Source organism: Nocardioides aquaticus (assembly GCF_018459925.1).
GTDB lineage: Bacteria > Actinomycetota > Actinomycetes > Propionibacteriales > Nocardioidaceae > Nocardioides > Nocardioides aquaticus.
The window spans coordinates 4,498,983-4,515,510 of sequence record NZ_CP075371.1 but is presented as its reverse complement, the minus strand read 5'-3'; the positions used below and the strand labels follow the sequence as shown (position 1 = coordinate 4,515,510).

Annotated in this window: 17 protein-coding genes; 11 read left to right on the top strand and 6 right to left on the bottom strand. The window is 75.1% G+C overall.

All coding sequences use genetic code 11. From position 1 onward, the window contains the following. Positions 1-22: 22 nt before the first annotated feature. Positions 23-1,186 carry a PQQ-dependent sugar dehydrogenase gene (locus ENKNEFLB_RS21940; protein WP_214057283.1) on the top strand — a complete coding sequence of 388 codons (1,164 nt, stop codon included), beginning with the start codon at positions 23-25 and terminating at the stop codon, positions 1,184-1,186. A gap of 26 nt (positions 1,187-1,212) precedes the next feature. Here the strand turns inward: ENKNEFLB_RS21940 and ENKNEFLB_RS21935 are convergent, their stop codons facing one another. Further along, positions 1,213-1,932, bottom strand: coding sequence for a maleylpyruvate isomerase N-terminal domain-containing protein (locus tag ENKNEFLB_RS21935; protein ID WP_214057282.1), 720 nt, complete (start codon positions 1,930-1,932; stop codon positions 1,213-1,215). A gap of 167 nt (positions 1,933-2,099) precedes the next feature. On the opposite strand from ENKNEFLB_RS21935, the gene ENKNEFLB_RS21930 reads away from it, so the two are divergent. The 5 genes from ENKNEFLB_RS21930 (at position 2,100) to ENKNEFLB_RS21910 (ending at position 5,750) form a co-directional block, all read left to right on the top strand. Continuing rightward, positions 2,100-2,510, top strand: coding sequence for a hypothetical protein (locus ENKNEFLB_RS21930; protein WP_214057281.1), 411 nt, complete (start codon positions 2,100-2,102; stop codon positions 2,508-2,510). After that, positions 2,507-2,950 carry a phage holin family protein gene (locus ENKNEFLB_RS21925; RefSeq protein WP_214057280.1) on the top strand — a complete coding sequence of 148 codons (444 nt, stop codon included), beginning with the start codon at positions 2,507-2,509 and terminating at the stop codon, positions 2,948-2,950. Before ENKNEFLB_RS21930 ends, ENKNEFLB_RS21925 begins: the two co-directional genes overlap by 4 nt. After that, positions 2,943-3,209, top strand: coding sequence for a DUF3618 domain-containing protein (locus ENKNEFLB_RS21920; protein WP_214057279.1), 267 nt, complete (start codon positions 2,943-2,945; stop codon positions 3,207-3,209). Before ENKNEFLB_RS21925 ends, ENKNEFLB_RS21920 begins: the two co-directional genes overlap by 8 nt. A gap of 2 nt (positions 3,210-3,211) precedes the next feature. Then, positions 3,212-4,333 (top strand): YihY/virulence factor BrkB family protein, encoded by a 1,122-nt coding sequence (locus ENKNEFLB_RS21915; protein ID WP_214057278.1) that lies wholly within the window; start codon positions 3,212-3,214, stop codon positions 4,331-4,333. Between the two features lie 64 nt (positions 4,334-4,397). After that, positions 4,398-5,750 (top strand): cytochrome P450, encoded by a 1,353-nt coding sequence (locus tag ENKNEFLB_RS21910; protein ID WP_214057277.1) that lies wholly within the window; start codon positions 4,398-4,400, stop codon positions 5,748-5,750. Here the strand turns inward: ENKNEFLB_RS21910 and ENKNEFLB_RS21905 are convergent. The 3 genes from ENKNEFLB_RS21905 to ENKNEFLB_RS21895 are packed head-to-tail and all read right to left on the bottom strand — an operon-like array spanning position 5,713 to position 8,074. Continuing rightward, complete coding sequence (locus ENKNEFLB_RS21905; protein WP_214057276.1) at positions 5,713-6,180, bottom strand: limonene-1,2-epoxide hydrolase family protein; 468 nt, start codon at positions 6,178-6,180, stop codon at positions 5,713-5,715. The two genes, ENKNEFLB_RS21910 and ENKNEFLB_RS21905, sit on opposite strands and share 38 nt — an antisense overlap. Before the next feature lie 41 nt (positions 6,181-6,221). Then, positions 6,222-7,076 carry an ABC transporter permease gene (locus tag ENKNEFLB_RS21900; RefSeq protein ID WP_214057275.1) on the bottom strand — a complete coding sequence of 285 codons (855 nt, stop codon included), beginning with the start codon at positions 7,074-7,076 and terminating at the stop codon, positions 6,222-6,224. Next, entirely contained in the window at positions 7,073-8,074 is a 1,002-nt protein-coding gene (locus ENKNEFLB_RS21895) for an ATP-binding cassette domain-containing protein (RefSeq protein WP_214057274.1), read from the bottom strand. The genes ENKNEFLB_RS21900 and ENKNEFLB_RS21895 overlap by 4 nt, the downstream gene beginning before the upstream one ends. 99 nt (positions 8,075-8,173) lie before the next feature. Between ENKNEFLB_RS21895 and ENKNEFLB_RS21890 the strand changes: the two genes are divergently transcribed. Genes ENKNEFLB_RS21890 through ENKNEFLB_RS21880 form a run of 3 tightly spaced genes read left to right on the top strand, consistent with a single transcriptional unit; the run spans position 8,174 to position 11,882 of the window. After that, entirely contained in the window at positions 8,174-9,100 is a 927-nt protein-coding gene (locus tag ENKNEFLB_RS21890; protein WP_246535739.1) for a carbohydrate kinase family protein, read from the top strand. Further along, entirely contained in the window at positions 9,097-10,017 is a 921-nt protein-coding gene (locus ENKNEFLB_RS21885) for a pseudouridine-5'-phosphate glycosidase (protein WP_246535738.1), read from the top strand. The genes ENKNEFLB_RS21890 and ENKNEFLB_RS21885 overlap by 4 nt, the downstream gene beginning before the upstream one ends. A gap of 38 nt (positions 10,018-10,055) precedes the next feature. Beyond that, on the top strand, positions 10,056-11,882 hold the full coding sequence (locus ENKNEFLB_RS21880; protein ID WP_275955929.1) for a DUF429 domain-containing protein: 1,827 nt from the start codon (positions 10,056-10,058) through the stop codon (positions 11,880-11,882). Between the two features lie 9 nt (positions 11,883-11,891). Here ENKNEFLB_RS21880 and ENKNEFLB_RS21875 read toward each other — a convergent pair whose 3' ends face one another. Continuing rightward, on the bottom strand, positions 11,892-12,878 hold the full coding sequence (locus ENKNEFLB_RS21875) for a TIGR03557 family F420-dependent LLM class oxidoreductase (protein ID WP_214057273.1): 987 nt from the start codon (positions 12,876-12,878) through the stop codon (positions 11,892-11,894). Positions 12,879-12,975: 97 nt separating this feature from the next. Further along, positions 12,976-14,274 (bottom strand): MFS transporter, encoded by a 1,299-nt coding sequence (locus ENKNEFLB_RS21870; RefSeq protein WP_246535737.1) that lies wholly within the window; start codon positions 14,272-14,274, stop codon positions 12,976-12,978. A 67-nt stretch (positions 14,275-14,341) separates the two neighbouring features. Here ENKNEFLB_RS21870 and ENKNEFLB_RS21865 point away from each other — a divergent pair, with 67 nt between their 5' ends. Both ENKNEFLB_RS21865 and ENKNEFLB_RS21860 read left to right on the top strand, forming a co-directional pair. After that, positions 14,342-15,751: a type I glutamate--ammonia ligase gene (locus ENKNEFLB_RS21865; protein WP_214057271.1), complete on the top strand. Its 1,410-nt coding sequence runs from the start codon at positions 14,342-14,344 to the stop codon at positions 15,749-15,751. Then, on the top strand, positions 15,739-16,497 hold the full coding sequence (locus ENKNEFLB_RS21860) for a DUF6885 family protein (RefSeq protein ID WP_214057270.1): 759 nt from the start codon (positions 15,739-15,741) through the stop codon (positions 16,495-16,497). The genes ENKNEFLB_RS21865 and ENKNEFLB_RS21860 overlap by 13 nt, the downstream gene beginning before the upstream one ends. Positions 16,498-16,528 lie beyond the last annotated feature (31 nt).

Here is a 16,528-nt window from a genome sequence, read left to right as displayed (position 1 = left end):
GGGTGTCGGCACGCTGGGAGCCATGAGCCTTCCGCGGAGCCGCACCACCCGTCGTACGGGCGGGGCCGTCGCCGCGGTGCTCGCCCTGGGGCTGCTCGCCGCCTGCGGCGACGACAGCATCACCTCGGGCGACGACCCCGACACCGGGGGCCGCGCGAACGCACCGTCGGGGGCGGTGGCCACCGGCACCCCCGAGGACGTGGCGACCGACGAGCTCGCCGTCGACGAGGTGGCGTCCGGGATCACCAGCCCCTGGGGCGTCGTCGAGCTCGACGACGGCGACCTGCTCGTGGCCGAGCGGGACACCGCCGAGATCCTGCGGGTCGACCGTGGCACCGGCGAGCAGACCACGGTGACGACGGTCCCGGGCGTGGTGACCGGCAGCGAGTCCGGCCTGCTGGGGCTGGCGATGCCGCCCGGCCAGGACCGGCTGCTGGCCTACTACACCGGCGAGCAGGACGCCCGGGTCGTGTCGATGGACTGGGACGGCGACCGGCTCGGCGAGCCCGAGCCGGTGCTCACCGGGATCCCGACCGGCGCGGGGTACCACCAGGGCGGGCGGCTGCTGGTGGGCCCCGACGAGTTGCTCTACGTCGGCACCGGTGACAACGGCGACCCCGCGAGCGCCCAGGACCCCGACTCGTTGTCGGGCAAGGTCCTGCGGGTCACCCTCGACGGGGAGCCGGCGCCCGGCAACCCCGGCGGGACCGCGGTCTACAGCTCGGGCCACCGCAACGTCCAGGGCCTCGCGCTCGACGACGAGGGCCGGCTCTGGGAGGCGGAGTTCGGCGACGCCGCGTGGGACGAGATCAACCTCGTCGAGGCCGGTGGCAACTACGGCTGGCCCGAGGTGGAGGGCAGCGGCGGTGAGGACGTCGCGGACGAGGACTACCTGGACCCCGCCGCGGTGTGGCGCACCGGCGACGCCTCGCCGTCCGGACTGACGGTGTGGGACGGCTCGTTGTGGCTGGCCTCCCTGCGCGGCGCGATCCTGTGGGAGGTGCCGCTCCCGGCCGCGGCCGGCGAGCCCGTCGGCCAGCCGGTGTCCCACGTCGCGGGCGAGTACGGCCGGCTGCGCACCGTCCTGCCCGCCGCGGACGGCGGGCTGCTGCTCACGACCTCCAACACCGACGGCCGCGGCGACCCCGCGGGCGACGACGACAAGGTGCTCGCGCTGACGCGCTGACGGGCGGGTGCGCCGCGGGCCGGCGGCTACTCCGGCAGCGGGGTGGCCGGCAGGTCGCCCAGCCCGGCCAGCGCCGGGAGGTACGGCCCCACGTCGCCGCGCACGGTCCACGACCGCAGCTGCGCCTCGGTACGCCGGGACGACAGTGCGCGGGCCAGGTCGAAGTCGTCGGCCTCGAGCCGGGTCGGCGCGTCCTCGGCCGAGCCTGCGCTGGCCCAGGTCCAGCCGGGCCCCACGAGCGCGATCGGCGGCAGGTCGGCCACCTTGCCGGCGAACCGGTCGGCCATCCTCTCCCGCACGACGCCCAGCTCGGGGGTGTCTCGCGCCCCCGGCCGGGCGAGGGCGCCGCGCAGGTCCTGCTCGTGGATGACGACATCGTTCAGCGGCCGGGACCCGTGCTCGCGCATCCACGCCACCAGGTCGTCGGCGTGCGCGCGCCACTCCGCGACCAGCTCGGTGACGTCGCGGGACCGCCGCTGCGCCACCTGCCGGTCGGTCCACCCCGGGTTGTGGTCGTCGGGCTCGTCGCCGTCGAGCACGTCGGTGGCGAGGCCGACCATGTGGGACAGCAGGTCCCGCGCGGTCCAGTCCGGGCAGGCGGGCACGTGCTGCTCGAGCAGCGCGGGGGTCTCGGCCGCGACGGCGAGGACCAGGTCGCAGACCCGGTCGGCCGCCGCGCGCCAGCGCAGGACCGGGTCGACGCCGGTGGAGGACGGGGCATCGCCGGCGGGAACGGGGTCGGTCACCGTCTCATCCAAGACCGCCGCCCGCGCCCGATCCACCCCCAGGCAGGTGGTGGGCCGGTCCAGACCGCTGCGACGGTGGGGGTCTGGCGCGGACCGCGACCCGAGGCAGGCGGACCCCCGCAGCTCGGGCGCCCCTGGTCCCGCCCCCCGACGAGAGGAACAGACCCATGGGCAAGTTGACGATGCTGGCGGCCGGAGCCGCCGGGTACGTGCTCGGCGCTCGCGCCGGTCGCGACCGCTACGACCAGATCGCCGCCACGGCCGGCAAGGTGTGGCGCGACCCGCGCGTCCAGACCCGCAAGGACCAGGCCGCCGACGTGGCCAAGGACGCGGCCTCGACCGCCGCCAGCCAGGCCGGCGACCTCGCCCAGCAGGCGACGAGCAGCGCCAAGCAGGCTGCCGGGTCGGCCAAGGCCGGCGTGCAGGACAAGGTGTCCTCCAGCAGCGACGAGAAGTCCTCGACCGGACCGGTCATCCCGTCCACCGACGCGGTCCCGGACTCCGGCGTGACCCCGGGCGACGTGGCGCCCCCGGCCTTCCCGGCCGACCCGGGCCAGCCGGACGGACCGACCCGATGAGCGCCACGAGCGGCTCGGGCAGCACCTCGACCGGCAGCACCGGCACCCCCGCCGGCGGTGAGCCCACCACCGGCCGGCTGGTCCACGACCTCACCGAGCAGACCCGTGAGCTCGTCCGCGGCGAGATGGCGCTGGCGAAGGCCGAGCTGAGCGACACCGTCAAGCACGCCGGCATCGGTGCCGGCCTGTTCGGCGGCGCCGGCGTGATCGCGCTGTACGGCGTCGGCGCGCTGGTCGCGGCCGCGATCGCCGGGCTCGCCGTCGTCCTCGACGTGTGGCTGGCGGCGCTGATCGTCGGCGCCGTCCTGCTCGCCGTCGCCGGCGTCGCGGCCCTGCTCGGCAAGAAGCAGGTCACCCAGGCCACCCCGGCCGTGCCCGCCACCCAGCGCGGCGTCCAGCGCGACGTCGCCACCCTCAAGGAAGGCACCCACCGTGGCTGACCAGAACCCCACCGGCGACGACTCGTCCGCCGCGAAGCCGACCAGCCCCGAGGTCGCCCGGATCGAGGCCGACCTCGAGGAGACCCGCGAGCGCCTGGCCGAGACCGTCGACGCCCTCGGCGCGAAGCTCGACGTCAAGACCCGCACCACCGAGAAGGTCACCGAGCTCCGCGACGAGCGCGGCACCGAGATCGCGGTCGCGGCCGGCACGGTCGTGGCCCTGCTCGTGGTCCTCGTCGTGTGGCGTCGGCGCCGCTGACGATGGCCGACAGCACGAGCACCACCAGCGGCACCGGGACCGAGGACCGGGCCACCCCGCCCCACCCCGAGAACCCGGCCAAGCCGGACGACCCCACGGACCTGACCAGTCCGTCGAAGAAGTACGTCCTCCGCGCCTCCTTCCGCGAGTTCGGCGAGGACCAGTGCACCGACCTCGCGGCCGCGCTGACCTACTACGCCGTGCTCGCGCTGTTCCCCGGTCTGATCGCCCTGCTCTCCCTTGTGGGCCTGGTGGGCCAGGGCCCGGACACCGTCGACGCGATCCTGCAGGTCCTGCGCGACGTCGGGGCCGGGTCCGTCGTCCCGACGATCCAGCCGATCCTCGAGGGCCTGGCCACCGCGCCCGGCGCCGGCGTCGCCCTCGTGGTCGGCCTGGCCACGGCCCTGTGGTCGGCGTCGGGGTACGTCAACGCCTTCGGGCGGGCGATGAACCGGATCCTCGAGGTCGAGGAGGGCCGCCCGGTCTGGAAGCTGCGCCCGGTGATGCTCCTGGTCACCGTGGTGACGGTCGCGCTCGCCGCGCTGGTGCTGCTCGCGCTGGTGCTGACCGGTCCGGCCGCCTCCGCGGTCGGCAACGCCCTCGGGCTGGGCGAGTCGGTCGTCCTGGTCTGGAACATCGCCAAGTGGCCGGTGATCCTGCTGGTCGTCGGGACGATCGTGGCGCTGCTCTACTACGCCACGCCGAACATCAAGCAGCCCCGCTTCAAGTGGATCTCCGTGGGGGCCGGCGTCGCGATCCTGGTGTGGGTGCTGGCCTCGGCCGCCTTCGGGTTCTACGTCGCCGGGTTCTCCAGCTACGGCAAGACCTACGGCTCCCTGGCCGGCGTGATCGTCTTCCTGCTCTGGCTCTGGATCACCAACCTGGCGCTGCTCTTCGGCGCCGAGATCGACTCCGAGCTCGAGCGGGCCCGCCAGCTCCAGGCCGGCATGCCGGCCGAGGACGAGCTTCAGCTGCCCGCCCGCGACACCCGCAACATCGTCAAGGCCGAGCGCAAGCGCGACACCGACCGACGCCGCGCGCGCGAGCTGCGGCTGACCCAGGGCCGCACCTCGGACCCCGACGAGGCCCCCGACGAGGGCCGCGGGTCGGGTCCCCGGTCCTGACCGATCGGCACCGGCCCCGGGGGGCCTGACCCCCGCGGGGCCGGTGACGTGGTGGACTAGGCGCGTGCGGATCCCGAGCACCCTGTCGCGCACCGTCGGACCGCTGCTGCTGCGGCGGGCCGGGCGGAGCGGCATCGACCTCCGGACCCTCCGCTTCCTGCCGGCCTCGATCACGCTCCCGGTGCGCCGCCACGGCGTGGACCCCCTGCCGGCCCTGGGACGGGCGCGCGAGGAGGAGCCGGTACGCCGGCTGACCACCCTCTTCGGCAAGGGCATCTGGCTGGTCAGCGGCTACGACGAGGCCCGCACGGTGCTCGGGGACGCCACCTCCTGGAGCAACGACCTCGGCCAGTTCGTCTCCCAGGACGGGCGTGGCGACTCCGAGCAGATCGGCGGGCTCGGGATGACCGACGCGCCGCTGCACACCGAGCTGCGGCGCTGCCTGACCCCGGAGTTCACCCGCCGACGCCTGGCCCGGCTGGCCCCGCGCATCGACGAGATCGTCGAGGCGCGTCTCGACGCCGCGGCCGCGGCCGGCCCCGAGGTCGACCTCGTCGCCGAGTACGCGTTCCCGGTGCCCTTCGAGGTCATCTGCGAGCTGCTCGGGCTCCCCGTCGAGGACCGCGCGGCGTTCCGTGCCCTCGGGGCGGCCCGCTTCGACCTCACCCAGGGCGGCGCCGGGGTGTTCGGTGCGGCCGCCGAGACCCGGGAGTTCCTGATCGAGGCCGTCGCCCGGCAGCGGGCCAACCCCGGGGAGGGCCTGATCGGTGCGCTGCTGCGCGACCACGGCGACCGGCTCGACGACGTGACCCTCGGCGGCCTGGCCGACGGCGTCTTCCTCGGCGGCTACGAGACCAGCGCGTCGATGATCGCGCTCGGCGCCTACCTGCTCGCCGGGTCGCCCGAGGCGGTGCACCGACTGCGGGGCAGCGACGAGGACGTCGACGCGGTCGTCGAGGAGATGCTGCGCCACCTCTCCGTGGTGCAGATCGCGTTCCTGCGGTTCGCCCGCCGCGACGTCGAGCTGGGCGGGCGCACCATCCGCGAGGGCGACTGCGTCGGGGTGTCCCTCCTGGCCGCCGACCGCGACCGGCGGCTCACCGGCGGCGACGACCGGTTCGACCCGGCCCGGGAGCCCGGCCGGCACCTCGCCTTCGGCTGGGGCATGCACCGCTGCCTGGGCGCGGAGCTGGCGCGGATGGAGCTGCGCGCGGCGCTGCGCGGCCTGGCCCACCGCTTCCCCGACCTCGCGCTCACCCAGGACGAGACGACCCTGCCGTGGCGCGACCTCTCGGCTGTCTACGGCGTGGACGCGCTCCCGGTCCGGCTGTGGCCGGGTGACCCGGTGCCGCCGGCCCCGGTCGCCCCCCGCGGCCGGCTCAGCGTCCGGGCCGCAGCCGGCGCGCTGCGTCGCTGAGGCCACCGACGAGACCGGTCAGCGCGCCGCCGACCGCGCCCGCGGTCGCCAGCCCGATCGAGCCCCAGGTGAAGTGGTCGTCCCAGAGCACGATCCGGCCGCGGCGCACCTCGAAGGTGCCCTGCACCGGGAAGCTGGTGGCCAGGGGCCCGGTCCGGATCGTGTCGACCCGGTCGGTCAGCACCACGTCGCCCGAGGTCGCGATGTGGCGCATCACGACCTCGACCGCGACCCCGCGGGCGTCGAGGCCCTCCAGCACCGCCCCCACCCGGCGGCCGCGCAGGGTCGGCAGGCCGGTGTTGCGCCACACGACGTCCTCGTCGAGCAGCGCCACCGCGCCGGCGGTGTCGCCGGTCTGCAGGGCGATCCAGAACCGCTGGACGACGTCGAGGGGCGCGACGTCGGTGGTGGTGTCGACGGGGGAGGGCATGCGACCAGCCTAGGAGGGGCCGGTGGCGCCGCTCGCGGCGGTCACTTCGAGCTGGCCCGGGCGTACTGGCGCACCGACAGCGGCACGAAGACGACCAGGATCAGCAGCACCCACAGCAGCGTGTAGAGGGCGGGGTGCTGCAGGGACCACACGTCGGGCGCAGGCACGGAGGGATCGATGTTGCCGAACAGCTCACGCGAGGCCTGGGTCAGCGCCGAGACCGGGTTCCACTCGACGAACACCCGCAGGCCGCTGGAGAAGGACTCCAGGGGGACGAAGGCGTTCGAGACGAACGTGAGCGGGAAGATCACGATGAAGGAGGCGTTGTTGATGACCTCGACGCTCGGCACCAGCAGGCCGACCCAGGCCATCACCCAGCTGATCGCGTAGGCGAAGACCAGCAGCAGCAGGAACCCGGCGAGCATGTCGATCACGCCCTCGCGGGCGCGCCACCCGACCACCAGCCCGGTCAGCGCCATGATGATCAGCGACAGCACGTTGTAGACCACGTCCGAGGCGGTCCGGCCCACCAGGACCGCCGAGGGGGACATCGGCAACGAGCGGAACCGGTCGATGATCCCCTTCTGCATGTCCTCGGCGATGCCGGCGCCGGTGAAGGTGGCGCCGAAGACGACGGTCTGGGCGAAGATGCCGCCGATCAGGAACTCGCGGTACGGCACGTCGCCGCCCGGGTCGATCGCCCCGCCGAAGACGTAGGCGAAGAGCAGCACGAACATGATCGGCGAGATCAGCACGAAGACGAGGACCTCGGGCACCCGCTTGATCTTGATCAGGTTGCGCTTGGCGACCACCCACCCGTCGGAGGCGGCGCGGGCCGGTCCGCCGCGGCGCGGCGGGGTCGGGGTGCTGCTGCCGGTGCTGGTCACGGTGCTCATCGGGAGGCCCTCGCGTTCTCGTTCGTGCCGGTCTTCGTGTCCGTCGTGGCCTCGTCGTCGTCGCTGGTGCGCCCGGTCAGGGTGAGGAACACGTCGTCGAGGGTCGGTCGCCGCAGACCGACGTCGAGCAGCTCGAGCCCGGCGCCCTCGAAGGCCTGCAGCACCCGCGACAGCGAGCGGGTGCCACCGTCGACCGGGGCGACCAGGCCGCGACCGTTGTCGCTGTCGCGGACCTCGCCGATGGCCACCTCGCCGAGCAGCCGCAGCGCCTCGGGGCGCCTCGAGGTGTCGGCGAGGACCACCTCGACCCGCTCGCCACCGGTCTGGGCCTTGAGCTCGTCGGCGGTGCCGCGCGCGATCGCCGTGCCGTGGTCGATCACCACGATGTCGTCGGCCAGCCGGTCGGCCTCCTCGAGGTACTGCGTGGTCAGCAGCAGGGTGGCGCCCGAGCCCACGAGCTCGCGGATCACGTCCCACATCTGCTGGCGGCTGCGGACGTCCAGGCCCGTGGTGGGCTCGTCGAGGATGAGCACCGGCGGCGCGGCGACCAGCGCCCCGGCCAGGTCGAGGCGTCGGCGCATGCCGCCCGAGTAGGTCTTCGAGGGCCGGCCGCCGGCCTCGGCCAGGTCGAAGCGCTCCAGGAGCTCGGTCGCGCGGCGCCGCGAGGCGGCCCTGCCGAGGCCGTAGAGGCGCCCGACCATCTCGAGGTTCTCGAAGCCGGTGAGCTGCTCGTCGACCGCGGCGTACTGCCCGGACAGGCCGATCCGGGCGCGTACCCCGTCCGGGTCGCCCACGACGTCGACCCCGGCGACCTCCGCCCGGCCTTCGTCCGGCTTCTGCAGCGTGGCCAGCAGCTTGACCGCGGTCGTCTTGCCGGCGCCGTTGGGGCCCAGCAGGGCCAGCACGGTGCCCTCGGGCACGACCAGGTCGAGCCCGCGCAGGGCCTTGACCTTGCCGTAGCTCTTGACCAGGCCCTCGGCCCGGATCATGTCGGTCATCGCTCTCCTCGGTGTCACGTCGGCGCCTCCCGCGAGGCACGGCAAGCGTAGGGACCGCCGCCGACAGCCGTAGTCATCGGCAGCCCTAGGGTGACGCAGGTGGACCGTCGCGGCGTAGTGGTTTTCGGTGGCGCCAACCTCGACGTGCTGGCCCGCAGCACCACCCGGGCGGTGGCCGGCACGAGCAACCCGGGCCGCGTGGTGCGCACCCCCGGCGGCGTGGGCCGCAACGTGGCGGAGAACCTCGCCCGCCTCGGCACGCCCGTCCGCCTGGTCGCCGCCGTGGGCCAGGACGACGGCGGCGCCCGCCTGCTGGAGCAGACCCGGGCGGCCGGGGTGGATGTCGACCTGGTGCGCCGGGTGGGTGCCGCCACCGGCAGCTACACCGCGGTGGTCGACAGCGACGGCGAGCTTGTGGTGGCGGTCTCCGACATGCGCGCCACCGAGCTGCTCGGGCCCGCGGACGTGGCGGCGGCGGAGACGGCGGTGGCCGGTGCCGCGCTGGTCGTCGTCGACGGGAACCTGACCGCGGCCGCGGTCGACGCGGCGCTGGGGCTCGCCGCGCGGCACGGGACCGCCGTGGTGCTGGAGCCGGTCAGCGTCCCGAAGGCGCGCGTGCTCGCGCCGGTGCTCGACCGGTGGCCCGTGCGGACCGTCACCCCGAACATCGCCGAGCTGGCGGCGCTGAGTGTCCCCGAGGACGACCCCGACCCGCCCGGCCTGGAGGAGCAGGTGGCCTCCCTGCACGCCCGGGGCGTGGAGCAGGTGTGGGTCCGGATGGGCCCGGAGGGGTCCCTGCTCAGCACGCCCGACGGGCTGACCCACCACGCGTCGGTCGACGTCGAGGTCGTCGACGCCACCGGCGCCGGCGACGCCCTGCTGGCGGCGTACTGCCACGCCCTGCTCGCGGGCGCCGCGCCCGAGGAGGCCGCGGCGTACGGCCAGGCCGCCGCCGCGCTGACCGTCGCCGGCCCCCACACCGTGCGCCCCGACCTGTCCGACGCCCTCGTGAGGAGCCTGCTGTGAGCACCCCGCACCCGATGCTGACCCTGTCCGACGAGGTGGCCGCAGCCCTGGCCGAGGGCCGGCCCGTCGTCGCGCTGGAGAGCACGATCATCAGCCACGGGATGCCGTACCCCCGCAACGTGGAGATGGCCGTCGAGGTGGAGGGCATCGTCCGCGACGCCGGCGCGACCCCGGCCACCGTCGCGGTGCTCGGCGGCCGGCCCCGGGTGGGGCTGACCCCCGAGGACCTCGAGCTGCTGGCCAGCGACCCCGGCGTCACCAAGGTCAGTCGCCGCGACCTGCCGTACGTCGTGGCCCGCGGGCTGCACGGGGCCACGACGGTGGCCGCGACGATGCGGCTGGCCGCGCTGGCGGGCGTGCGCACGTTCGTCACCGGCGGCCTCGGCGGCGCCCACCGTGGGGCGCAGCAGACCTTCGACCTGTCCGCCGACCTCACCGAGCTGGCCGTCACCGACGTCGCCGTGGTCTCGGCCGGGGTCAAGAGCATCCTCGACATCGGCCTGACCCTCGAGGCGCTCGAGACCCTGGGCGTGCCGGTCCTGGTCGAGGGCAGCGACGAGTTCCCCTCCTTCTACTCCCGCAGCAGCGGCCACGGCGCCCCGATGCGCGTCGACGGGGCCGCCGAGGTCGCCGCGGTGATGCGCGCGAAGTGGGACCTCGGCCTGGCCGGCGGTGTCGTGGTGGCCAACCCGGTGCCGGTGGCCGACGAGATCCCGGCCGCGGAGATGGACGGCGTGATCGCCCGGGCCCTGGCCGACGCCGACGACCGCGGCCTGCGCGGCAAGGAGGTCACGCCGTACCTGCTGGGCCGGATCGTCGAGCTCACCGACGGCGCGAGCCTGACCACCAACATCGCGCTGGTGCGGCACAACGCCCGCCTCGGCGCGGCGATCGCCCGGGAGTACGCCGGCTGCTAGGACGCGTCGGCCGCCCTGTCGGCGAGGTAGGGCAGGGTGTGGACGTGCACTTCGTGGGCGTCGACCTGGCCTGGGGCGAGAAGAGCCCCACGGGGCTGGCCGTCCTCGACGCCGACGCGCGCCTGCTGCACGTCAGCACGGTGCGCACCGACGACGAGGTGGCCGAGGCGCTGGCGCCGTACGTCGAGGGACCGTGCCTGGTCGGGATCGACGCCCCGATCGTGGTCGTCAACCCGACGGGCTCGCGTCCGGCCGAGCAGGCGCTGGGTCGCGACTTCCGGCGCTTCGAGGCCGGCGCGCACCCGGCCAACACCGGCAAGCCGGAGTTCGCCGACGGCACCCGCGCGGCCCGGGTCTCCAAGAGGCTGGGGCTCGACGTCAACCCGCGCAGCCGCCGCGCGCGCCGGGCGATCGAGGTCTACCCCCACGCCGCGAGCGTGGCGCTCTTCGGGCTCGCGAAGACGTTGAAGTACAAGGCCAAGCCCGGTCGCGACCTGGACCTGCTGCGCCGCGAGCTGCTCCTGCTCGTCGGGCACGTCGAGACCGTCGTCACGGTCGACGAGGCCTGGACGACCCTGCGCGGCCAGGTCGAGACCGCCACCCGCAAGAGCCAGCTGCGGGTGGTCGAGGACCAGGTCGACGCGGTCCTCTGCGCCTACGTCGCGTGGTTCGCCGAGCACCACCCGACGCGGACGACGACCTACGGCGACCTCGAGACGGGCACCATCGTCACCCCGGCGCTGCCTCCCGAGCGGCTGCCGGCCCCCGCCGGGGCACCCGGGGGGTCCGGGTCGCCGGGCGGACGGACCTGGCGGCTCGAGGACCCGGTCCGCGCGGCGGTGCAGGAGTACGCCCAGCGCCGCCCCGCCCTGGTCGAGGCCGGCCAGGCGTTCGTCGAGCTGGTCACCTCCGTGCTCGACGAGGCCGGGATCAACTACCTCTCGGTCACCGGACGGACCAAGAGCGTGGCGTCGTTCGCCGAGAAGGCCGAGCGCCGGGTAGGCGGGGCTGCTGCCTACCCCGAGCCGCTGCACGACATCACCGACCAGCTCGGGGTCCGCGTCGTCACCTACGTCCGCGGCGACGTCGCCGCCGTCGCCGACCTGCTCGACGACCAGGTCGTCGTGAAGGACGACCGCGACATGGGCCTGGCCACCGCGCGCGAGGGCCGGTTCGGCTACGCCAGCCGGCACCTGCTGATCGGCCTGGACGCGGCCCGGGAGAGCCACCCGCAGTGGGCGCAGCTGCGCGGGCTGGTCGCCCAGGTGCAGGTGCGGACGGTCCTGCAGCACGCGTGGGCCGAGTTCGAGCACGAGGCCCGCTACAAGGGCAGCGTGCCCGCCGAGCACGCCAGCGACCTGGACCGTCGCTTCACCCTGGCCGCCGGCCTGCTGGAGCTCGCCGACCAGGAGTTCTCGACGATCCGCGACCGGTTGCGGACCCCCGCGCCCCAGCCGGCGGACCCCGCGGCCGGGACCGCCGGCGGCACGGGCGGCACCCTCGGGGCCGGCGTCGTCGAGGTCGAGCCGCACGACCCCCGGTTGGACCCCCGCGAGCTCGCAGCGTTCCTCGCCGGGCAGTACGGCGACGCCGGCTGGTCGCGCACCGACCACTACGCGTGGATCTCGGGGCTGCTGCTCGAGCTCGGGATCACCCGGTTCGACGAGCTCGCCGAGGTGCTGCGCGACGGCGTCCTCGACGACCTGAACGAGCGGCTCGGCTACCGCTTTCCGCCGGGCGCGGTCCGGCGGCTCGACGACGCGCTGCTCGCGGCGTACCGGGAGCGCTACGTCGACCTGACCGGCAACGCCCGGCGGCGCGACCTGCTGCGACAGCGGCTGGAGCGGATGACCGAGCCGGGCTGAGGCCCTCGGTCAGGGGGCGGCGGCGCGGAGCTTGTCCAGCAGCGGCCCGGCGACCTCGGCCAGGAACTGCTCCTGGCGGGCGTCGCCGACCTGGACCAGGGCGATGTCGGTGAAGCCGGCCTCCCAGAAGGCCGAGACCGACTCGACGATCTTGTCCAGGTCCGGACCGCAGGGGATGTTCTGCGCGACGTCCTCCTCGCGGACGAACTGGGTGGCGCCGGCGAAGCCCGCGGGGGTGGGGAGGTCGGCGTTGACCTTCCACCCGCCGGCGAACCAGCGAAACTGCTCGTGCGCCACCCGGGTGGCCTCGGCCTCGTCGGGGCCCCAGCAGATCGGGATCTGGCCGACGGCGCGGGCGCCGTCCCCGATGCGGGCGCAGCCCTCGGTGGCGTTCCAGGTCTCGATCAGGCTCGGGAACGGGTCGGTGGAGATCAGGTGGTCGGCGACGGGTCCGAAGGTCGCGATGCCGCGCGGGCCGGCGGCCGCGACACCGATCGGGACGCCCTGCTCGGGCACGTCCCAGAGGTGGGCGGAGGCGACGTCGAAGTACTCGCCCTTGAAGTCGACGACCTCGCCGGTGTGCAGCGCCCGGATGATCTCGATCGCCTCCTCGAGCATCTCGAGCCGCTGCTTCACCGCGGGCCAGCCCTCGCCCACCACGTGCTCGTTGAGGTTCTCCCCGCTGCCGAGGCCGAGGGTGAAGCGCCCCTCGGCGAGCAGCTGCAGCGTCGCGGACTTCTGGGCCACGATCGCGGGGTGGTAGCGGATCGTCGGGCAGGTCACGTAGGTCATCAGGCCGACCCGCTCGGTGGCGTGGGCGACCGCCCCGAGGACCGTCCAGGCGTGCGGCGCGTGACCCTGCTCCTTCAACCACGGGGAGAAGTGGTCGCTGCTGACCTCGAAGTCGAACCCGGCCTCCTCGGCGCCCACGGCGTACCGCACCAGCTCCCGCGGTCCGCTCTGCTCGGTCATCAGGGTGTAGCCGAAGTTCGTCATCCTCCGACGCTAGGCAGTCGACAGGGTGGGGGCCCCACCCGGGGAGGTGGCGGGACCTTCGACCGGGCGCGGGTGCGGCCGCCTCGGCCCACCGGCGTCAGCCCACCGGCGCCCGGGTGACCCGGTAGCGCACGAACGACGGCACCGCGAGCGAGGCGGCCACGGTCAGCACCACCACCAGAAGGCCCCCGCCGGCCGAGGCCACCGCGGTGCCGACCGCCGCCGCCGCGACGCCGTGCCCGACGTCGGCGATCCTGGGTCCACCCGCCACGACCACGATGAAGATGCCCTGCAGACGCCCGCGCACCGCGTCGGAGGCGGCGCTCTGCAGCATCGAGCTGCGGAACGCCGAGGAGGCCATGTCGGCGGCGCCGCCGACCACCAGCATCAGCACGGCCGCCAGCAGCATCGGGCGCTGCCAGCCACCACCGAGGCCCGCGACGCCGACCGCGACGCCGAAGCCGGTCATCGCCGCGCCCCACACCAGGATGCAGACCACGACGGCGCGGCCCTGGGCCTCGACCCGGGAGACCCACCCCGAGAACACGCCGCCGAGCACCGCGCCGATCGGGATGGCCGCGAACAGCAGCGCGAAGGCCAGCCCACCGCCGGCCGGTCCGCCGAACGACTCGTCGGCGATCTGGGGGAACAGGGCCCGTGGCATCCCGAAGACCATCGCGATGACGTCCACGACGAACGACATCATCAGCACCGGCTGCGAGCGCAGGTAGACCACGCCCTCGACGACCGAGCGCAGCCCGGGGGTCCGGGCTGGCCCCGCCCCCTCCTCGCGCGCGATCGGCAGCGGCGGCAGCCGGACGACCGCGGACAGCGTCGCGAGCAGGGTGATGGTGTCGACCAGGTAGAGCCAGGAGAACCCGACCACCGGGATCAGCGTGCCGGCCACCAGGGGCCCGGCGATCGCGCCGGCCTGCATGACGGTCATGTTCAGCGAGTTGGCGGCCGGCAGCAGGCCGGGCTCGAGCAGGCGTGGCAGCACCGCGCTGCGGGTGGGCTGGTTGACCGCGAAGAACGCCTGCTGCACCGCGAACAGCGACAGCAGCAGCCACACGTCCGTCGACCCCAGCGCGGCCTGCACGTAGAACAGCCCGCTGGTCACGATCAGCCCGGTCGTGGTGACCACCAGCAGCGTGCGGCGGTCGAAGACGTCGGCCAGCGCCCCGCCCCAGAGACCGAAGACCACCAGCGGCACCAGCCCGAAGACGCCGGTCAGCCCGACGTAGGCCGACGAGCCGGTCTGGGCGTAGATCTGCGCCGGCACCGCCACGACGGTGAGCTGGGCGCCGACGACGGTGACGATGTTGGCCAGCCACAGCCGCCGGAAGTGGTCGTTGCGCAGGGGCCGGGTGTCGGCCACGAGTCCGCGGAGGTGCACGTGGCGCGAATGTACGCCTCGTGGTCGGCGCCGTCCCGCAGTGACCGCAGGGCGGTAGTTTCGCCGCATGACGCCTCCCGTCGCCGCCCCGCAGCCTCCCGATGCCGCCTCCCTCGTCGCCCGGCTGGAGGGCCTCGGCGTCCTCGGGGTGAGCATCGGCTGGGTCGACAACAACGGCATCGTGCGCTCGCGGGTCGTCCCGCTCGAGCAGCTGCCGTCGGCGCTGACCAGGGGTGTCGGGATCACCGCCGCGTTCGGCGTCTTCGACTCCCACGACGGCATCACCTTCGCCCACGAGGGCCTGGCCACACCGTCCGGCGACGTACGCCTGGTGCCGGTCGTCGAGGACCTCGACAGCATCGTGGCGCTGGCCGGCCAGCCCGGCCTGGCGTGGGTGCCCGGCCGCCAGCTCACGGCCGACGGCGACCCCTGGCCGTACGACCAGCGGGCCGTGCTGGAGCGGCAGGTGGCCGCGGCCGCCGAGGCCGGGTTCGAGGTGCGCGCCGGGTTCGAGGTCGAGATGGTGCTGACCCACGACACCGACGACGGCGGTTGGCACCCCGCGCGGCGCGGCCCGGCGTACTCCGCCAACGCGGTGCTCGACGTCCACGACCTCGTCGAGACCCTGCTGCGCGACCTGCGCGACAACGGCGTGCGGGTCGGGCAGCTGCACGCGGAGTACGGCGAGGCGCAGCTCGAGCTCTCCCTCGACGTCGCCGACGCGCTGACGATGGCCGACGCGCAGGTGCTGACCCGGCAGACCGTGCACGCCGCCGCCCGGGCCCACGGACTGCGGGCCAGCTTCGCGCCGCTGGCCAGCACCACGGGCGCCGGCAACGGCTGGCACCTGCACACCTCCCTGGTCGACGCCGCGACCGGCCGCAACGCGTTGACCGGCGACCCCGCCGCGGGCGGCGACGAGCACGGGCTGTCCCCGGTCGGTCGCGGTTACCTGGCCGGGCTGCTGCGCGAGCTGCCCGGTGTCACGGCGGTCACCGCCCCGAGCACGGGCTCCCTGCTCCGGCGACGGCCGGGCTACTGGGCGGGCGCGTACGGCTTCTGGGGCGTCGAGAACCGCGAGGCCGCGCTCCGACTCGTGCCGGCGAGCCGGCTGCTCGGCAGCGAGGTCACTAACGTCGAGCTCAAGGCCTGCGACGCCTCGGCCAACCCCTACCTCGCCCTCGCGGTGACGATCGCGGCCGGCCTGGCCGGGGTCCGCGACGGTCTCGAGCCGCCGGCGCCGGTCCAGGAGGACGTCGGCACCTGGGACGGGGCCCGCCGCGAGGCCGCCGGGATCCGACCGCTGGCCACGTCCTTCGAGCAGCAGCAGGCCGACCTGCTCGGCAGCGACCTCGTCCGCGAGGTGCTCGGCGCGGAGCTGCTGGGCGCCTTCGCGGCCTGCCGGGCCGCCGACGCCGCCTGGGCCGCCGACCGCGGGGTCGAGGACGTCGTGGCCTCGCTGCGGTGGCAGTACTGACCGGCACCGACCGGCCCGACCCGGCCGCGCTGCTGCCCGGCGCGGACCGGGTCCTGGCCGCGCACCCCGCCCAGCTGCCCCAGCCGGACCAGCTCTGCGGGCCGTTCGCGGCCCGCTCGGCGCTGCACGCCCTCCTCGACGGCACGGACGTCGCGGACCTGGGTGACCTGGCCCTCGCGGCCGGGACCCGGGTCTGGCCCCACGACGAGCCGGCCTGGCGTCCGGTCGGGGCGCCGCTGCGCACGGACGCCTGGGAGGGCCTGCCCCGCGCCGACGACCCCGGGCGGAGCGGGACCGACGCCGCGCCGCTGGCCGCCGGCCTCCCCGACGTCGCGCCGGTGGCCGTCGTGCCCGTCCCCGCCGCCGGCCGCGGTGCCGACCCCGCCCCGTGGGGCCGGCTGCTGGTCGGCCTGCGCGAGGCCGGGGACCCCGTGGCCGTGGTGGCGAACCTGCGCACCGGTCCGACCTGGCCGCGCGACCACCCGCTCGCCGGGTGGGACGTCGGCCACTTCGTCGTCCTGGTCTCGTACGACGACGCGGAGGTCGGGGTCGCCGACAGCTACGTCGAGGCCGGGGCTCACGGCTGGCCCCCGGGCTGCCGCGGCGTGCCGCTCCCCGACCTCGTGGCCGCGCTGGCCGCGCCGCCGGGTCGCGGGCTGCTGCTGCTCACCGACCCCGCGCACGAGCAGGGCGTACGACGGCTGGTCGCCGCGTCCGGGCTCGTCGCCGCCCGCACCGCCTGGTGACGAGACCGGTGGGTGAGAGGTGCGGGGTAGC

What these genes read in the sequence shown, in the direction of transcription:
- ENKNEFLB_RS21940 (WP_214057283.1), top strand. Translation starts at nt 23, where the DNA reads ATGAGCCTTCCGCGGAGCCGCACCACCCGTCGTACGGGCGGGGCCGTC.
- ENKNEFLB_RS21930 (WP_214057281.1), top strand. Translation starts at nt 2,100, where the DNA reads ATGGGCAAGTTGACGATGCTGGCGGCCGGAGCCGCCGGGTACGTGCTC.
- ENKNEFLB_RS21925 (WP_214057280.1), top strand. Translation starts at nt 2,507, where the DNA reads ATGAGCGCCACGAGCGGCTCGGGCAGCACCTCGACCGGCAGCACCGGC.
- ENKNEFLB_RS21915 (WP_214057278.1), top strand. Translation starts at nt 3,212, where the DNA reads ATGGCCGACAGCACGAGCACCACCAGCGGCACCGGGACCGAGGACCGG.
- ENKNEFLB_RS21905 (WP_214057276.1), bottom strand. Translation starts at nt 6,180, where the DNA reads ATGCCCTCCCCCGTCGACACCACCACCGACGTCGCGCCCCTCGACGTC.
- ENKNEFLB_RS21900 (WP_214057275.1), bottom strand. Translation starts at nt 7,076, where the DNA reads ATGAGCACCGTGACCAGCACCGGCAGCAGCACCCCGACCCCGCCGCGC.
- ENKNEFLB_RS21895 (WP_214057274.1), bottom strand. Translation starts at nt 8,074, where the DNA reads ATGACCGACATGATCCGGGCCGAGGGCCTGGTCAAGAGCTACGGCAAG.
- ENKNEFLB_RS21875 (WP_214057273.1), bottom strand. Translation starts at nt 12,878, where the DNA reads ATGACGAACTTCGGCTACACCCTGATGACCGAGCAGAGCGGACCGCGG.
- ENKNEFLB_RS21865 (WP_214057271.1), top strand. Translation starts at nt 14,342, where the DNA reads ATGACGCCTCCCGTCGCCGCCCCGCAGCCTCCCGATGCCGCCTCCCTC.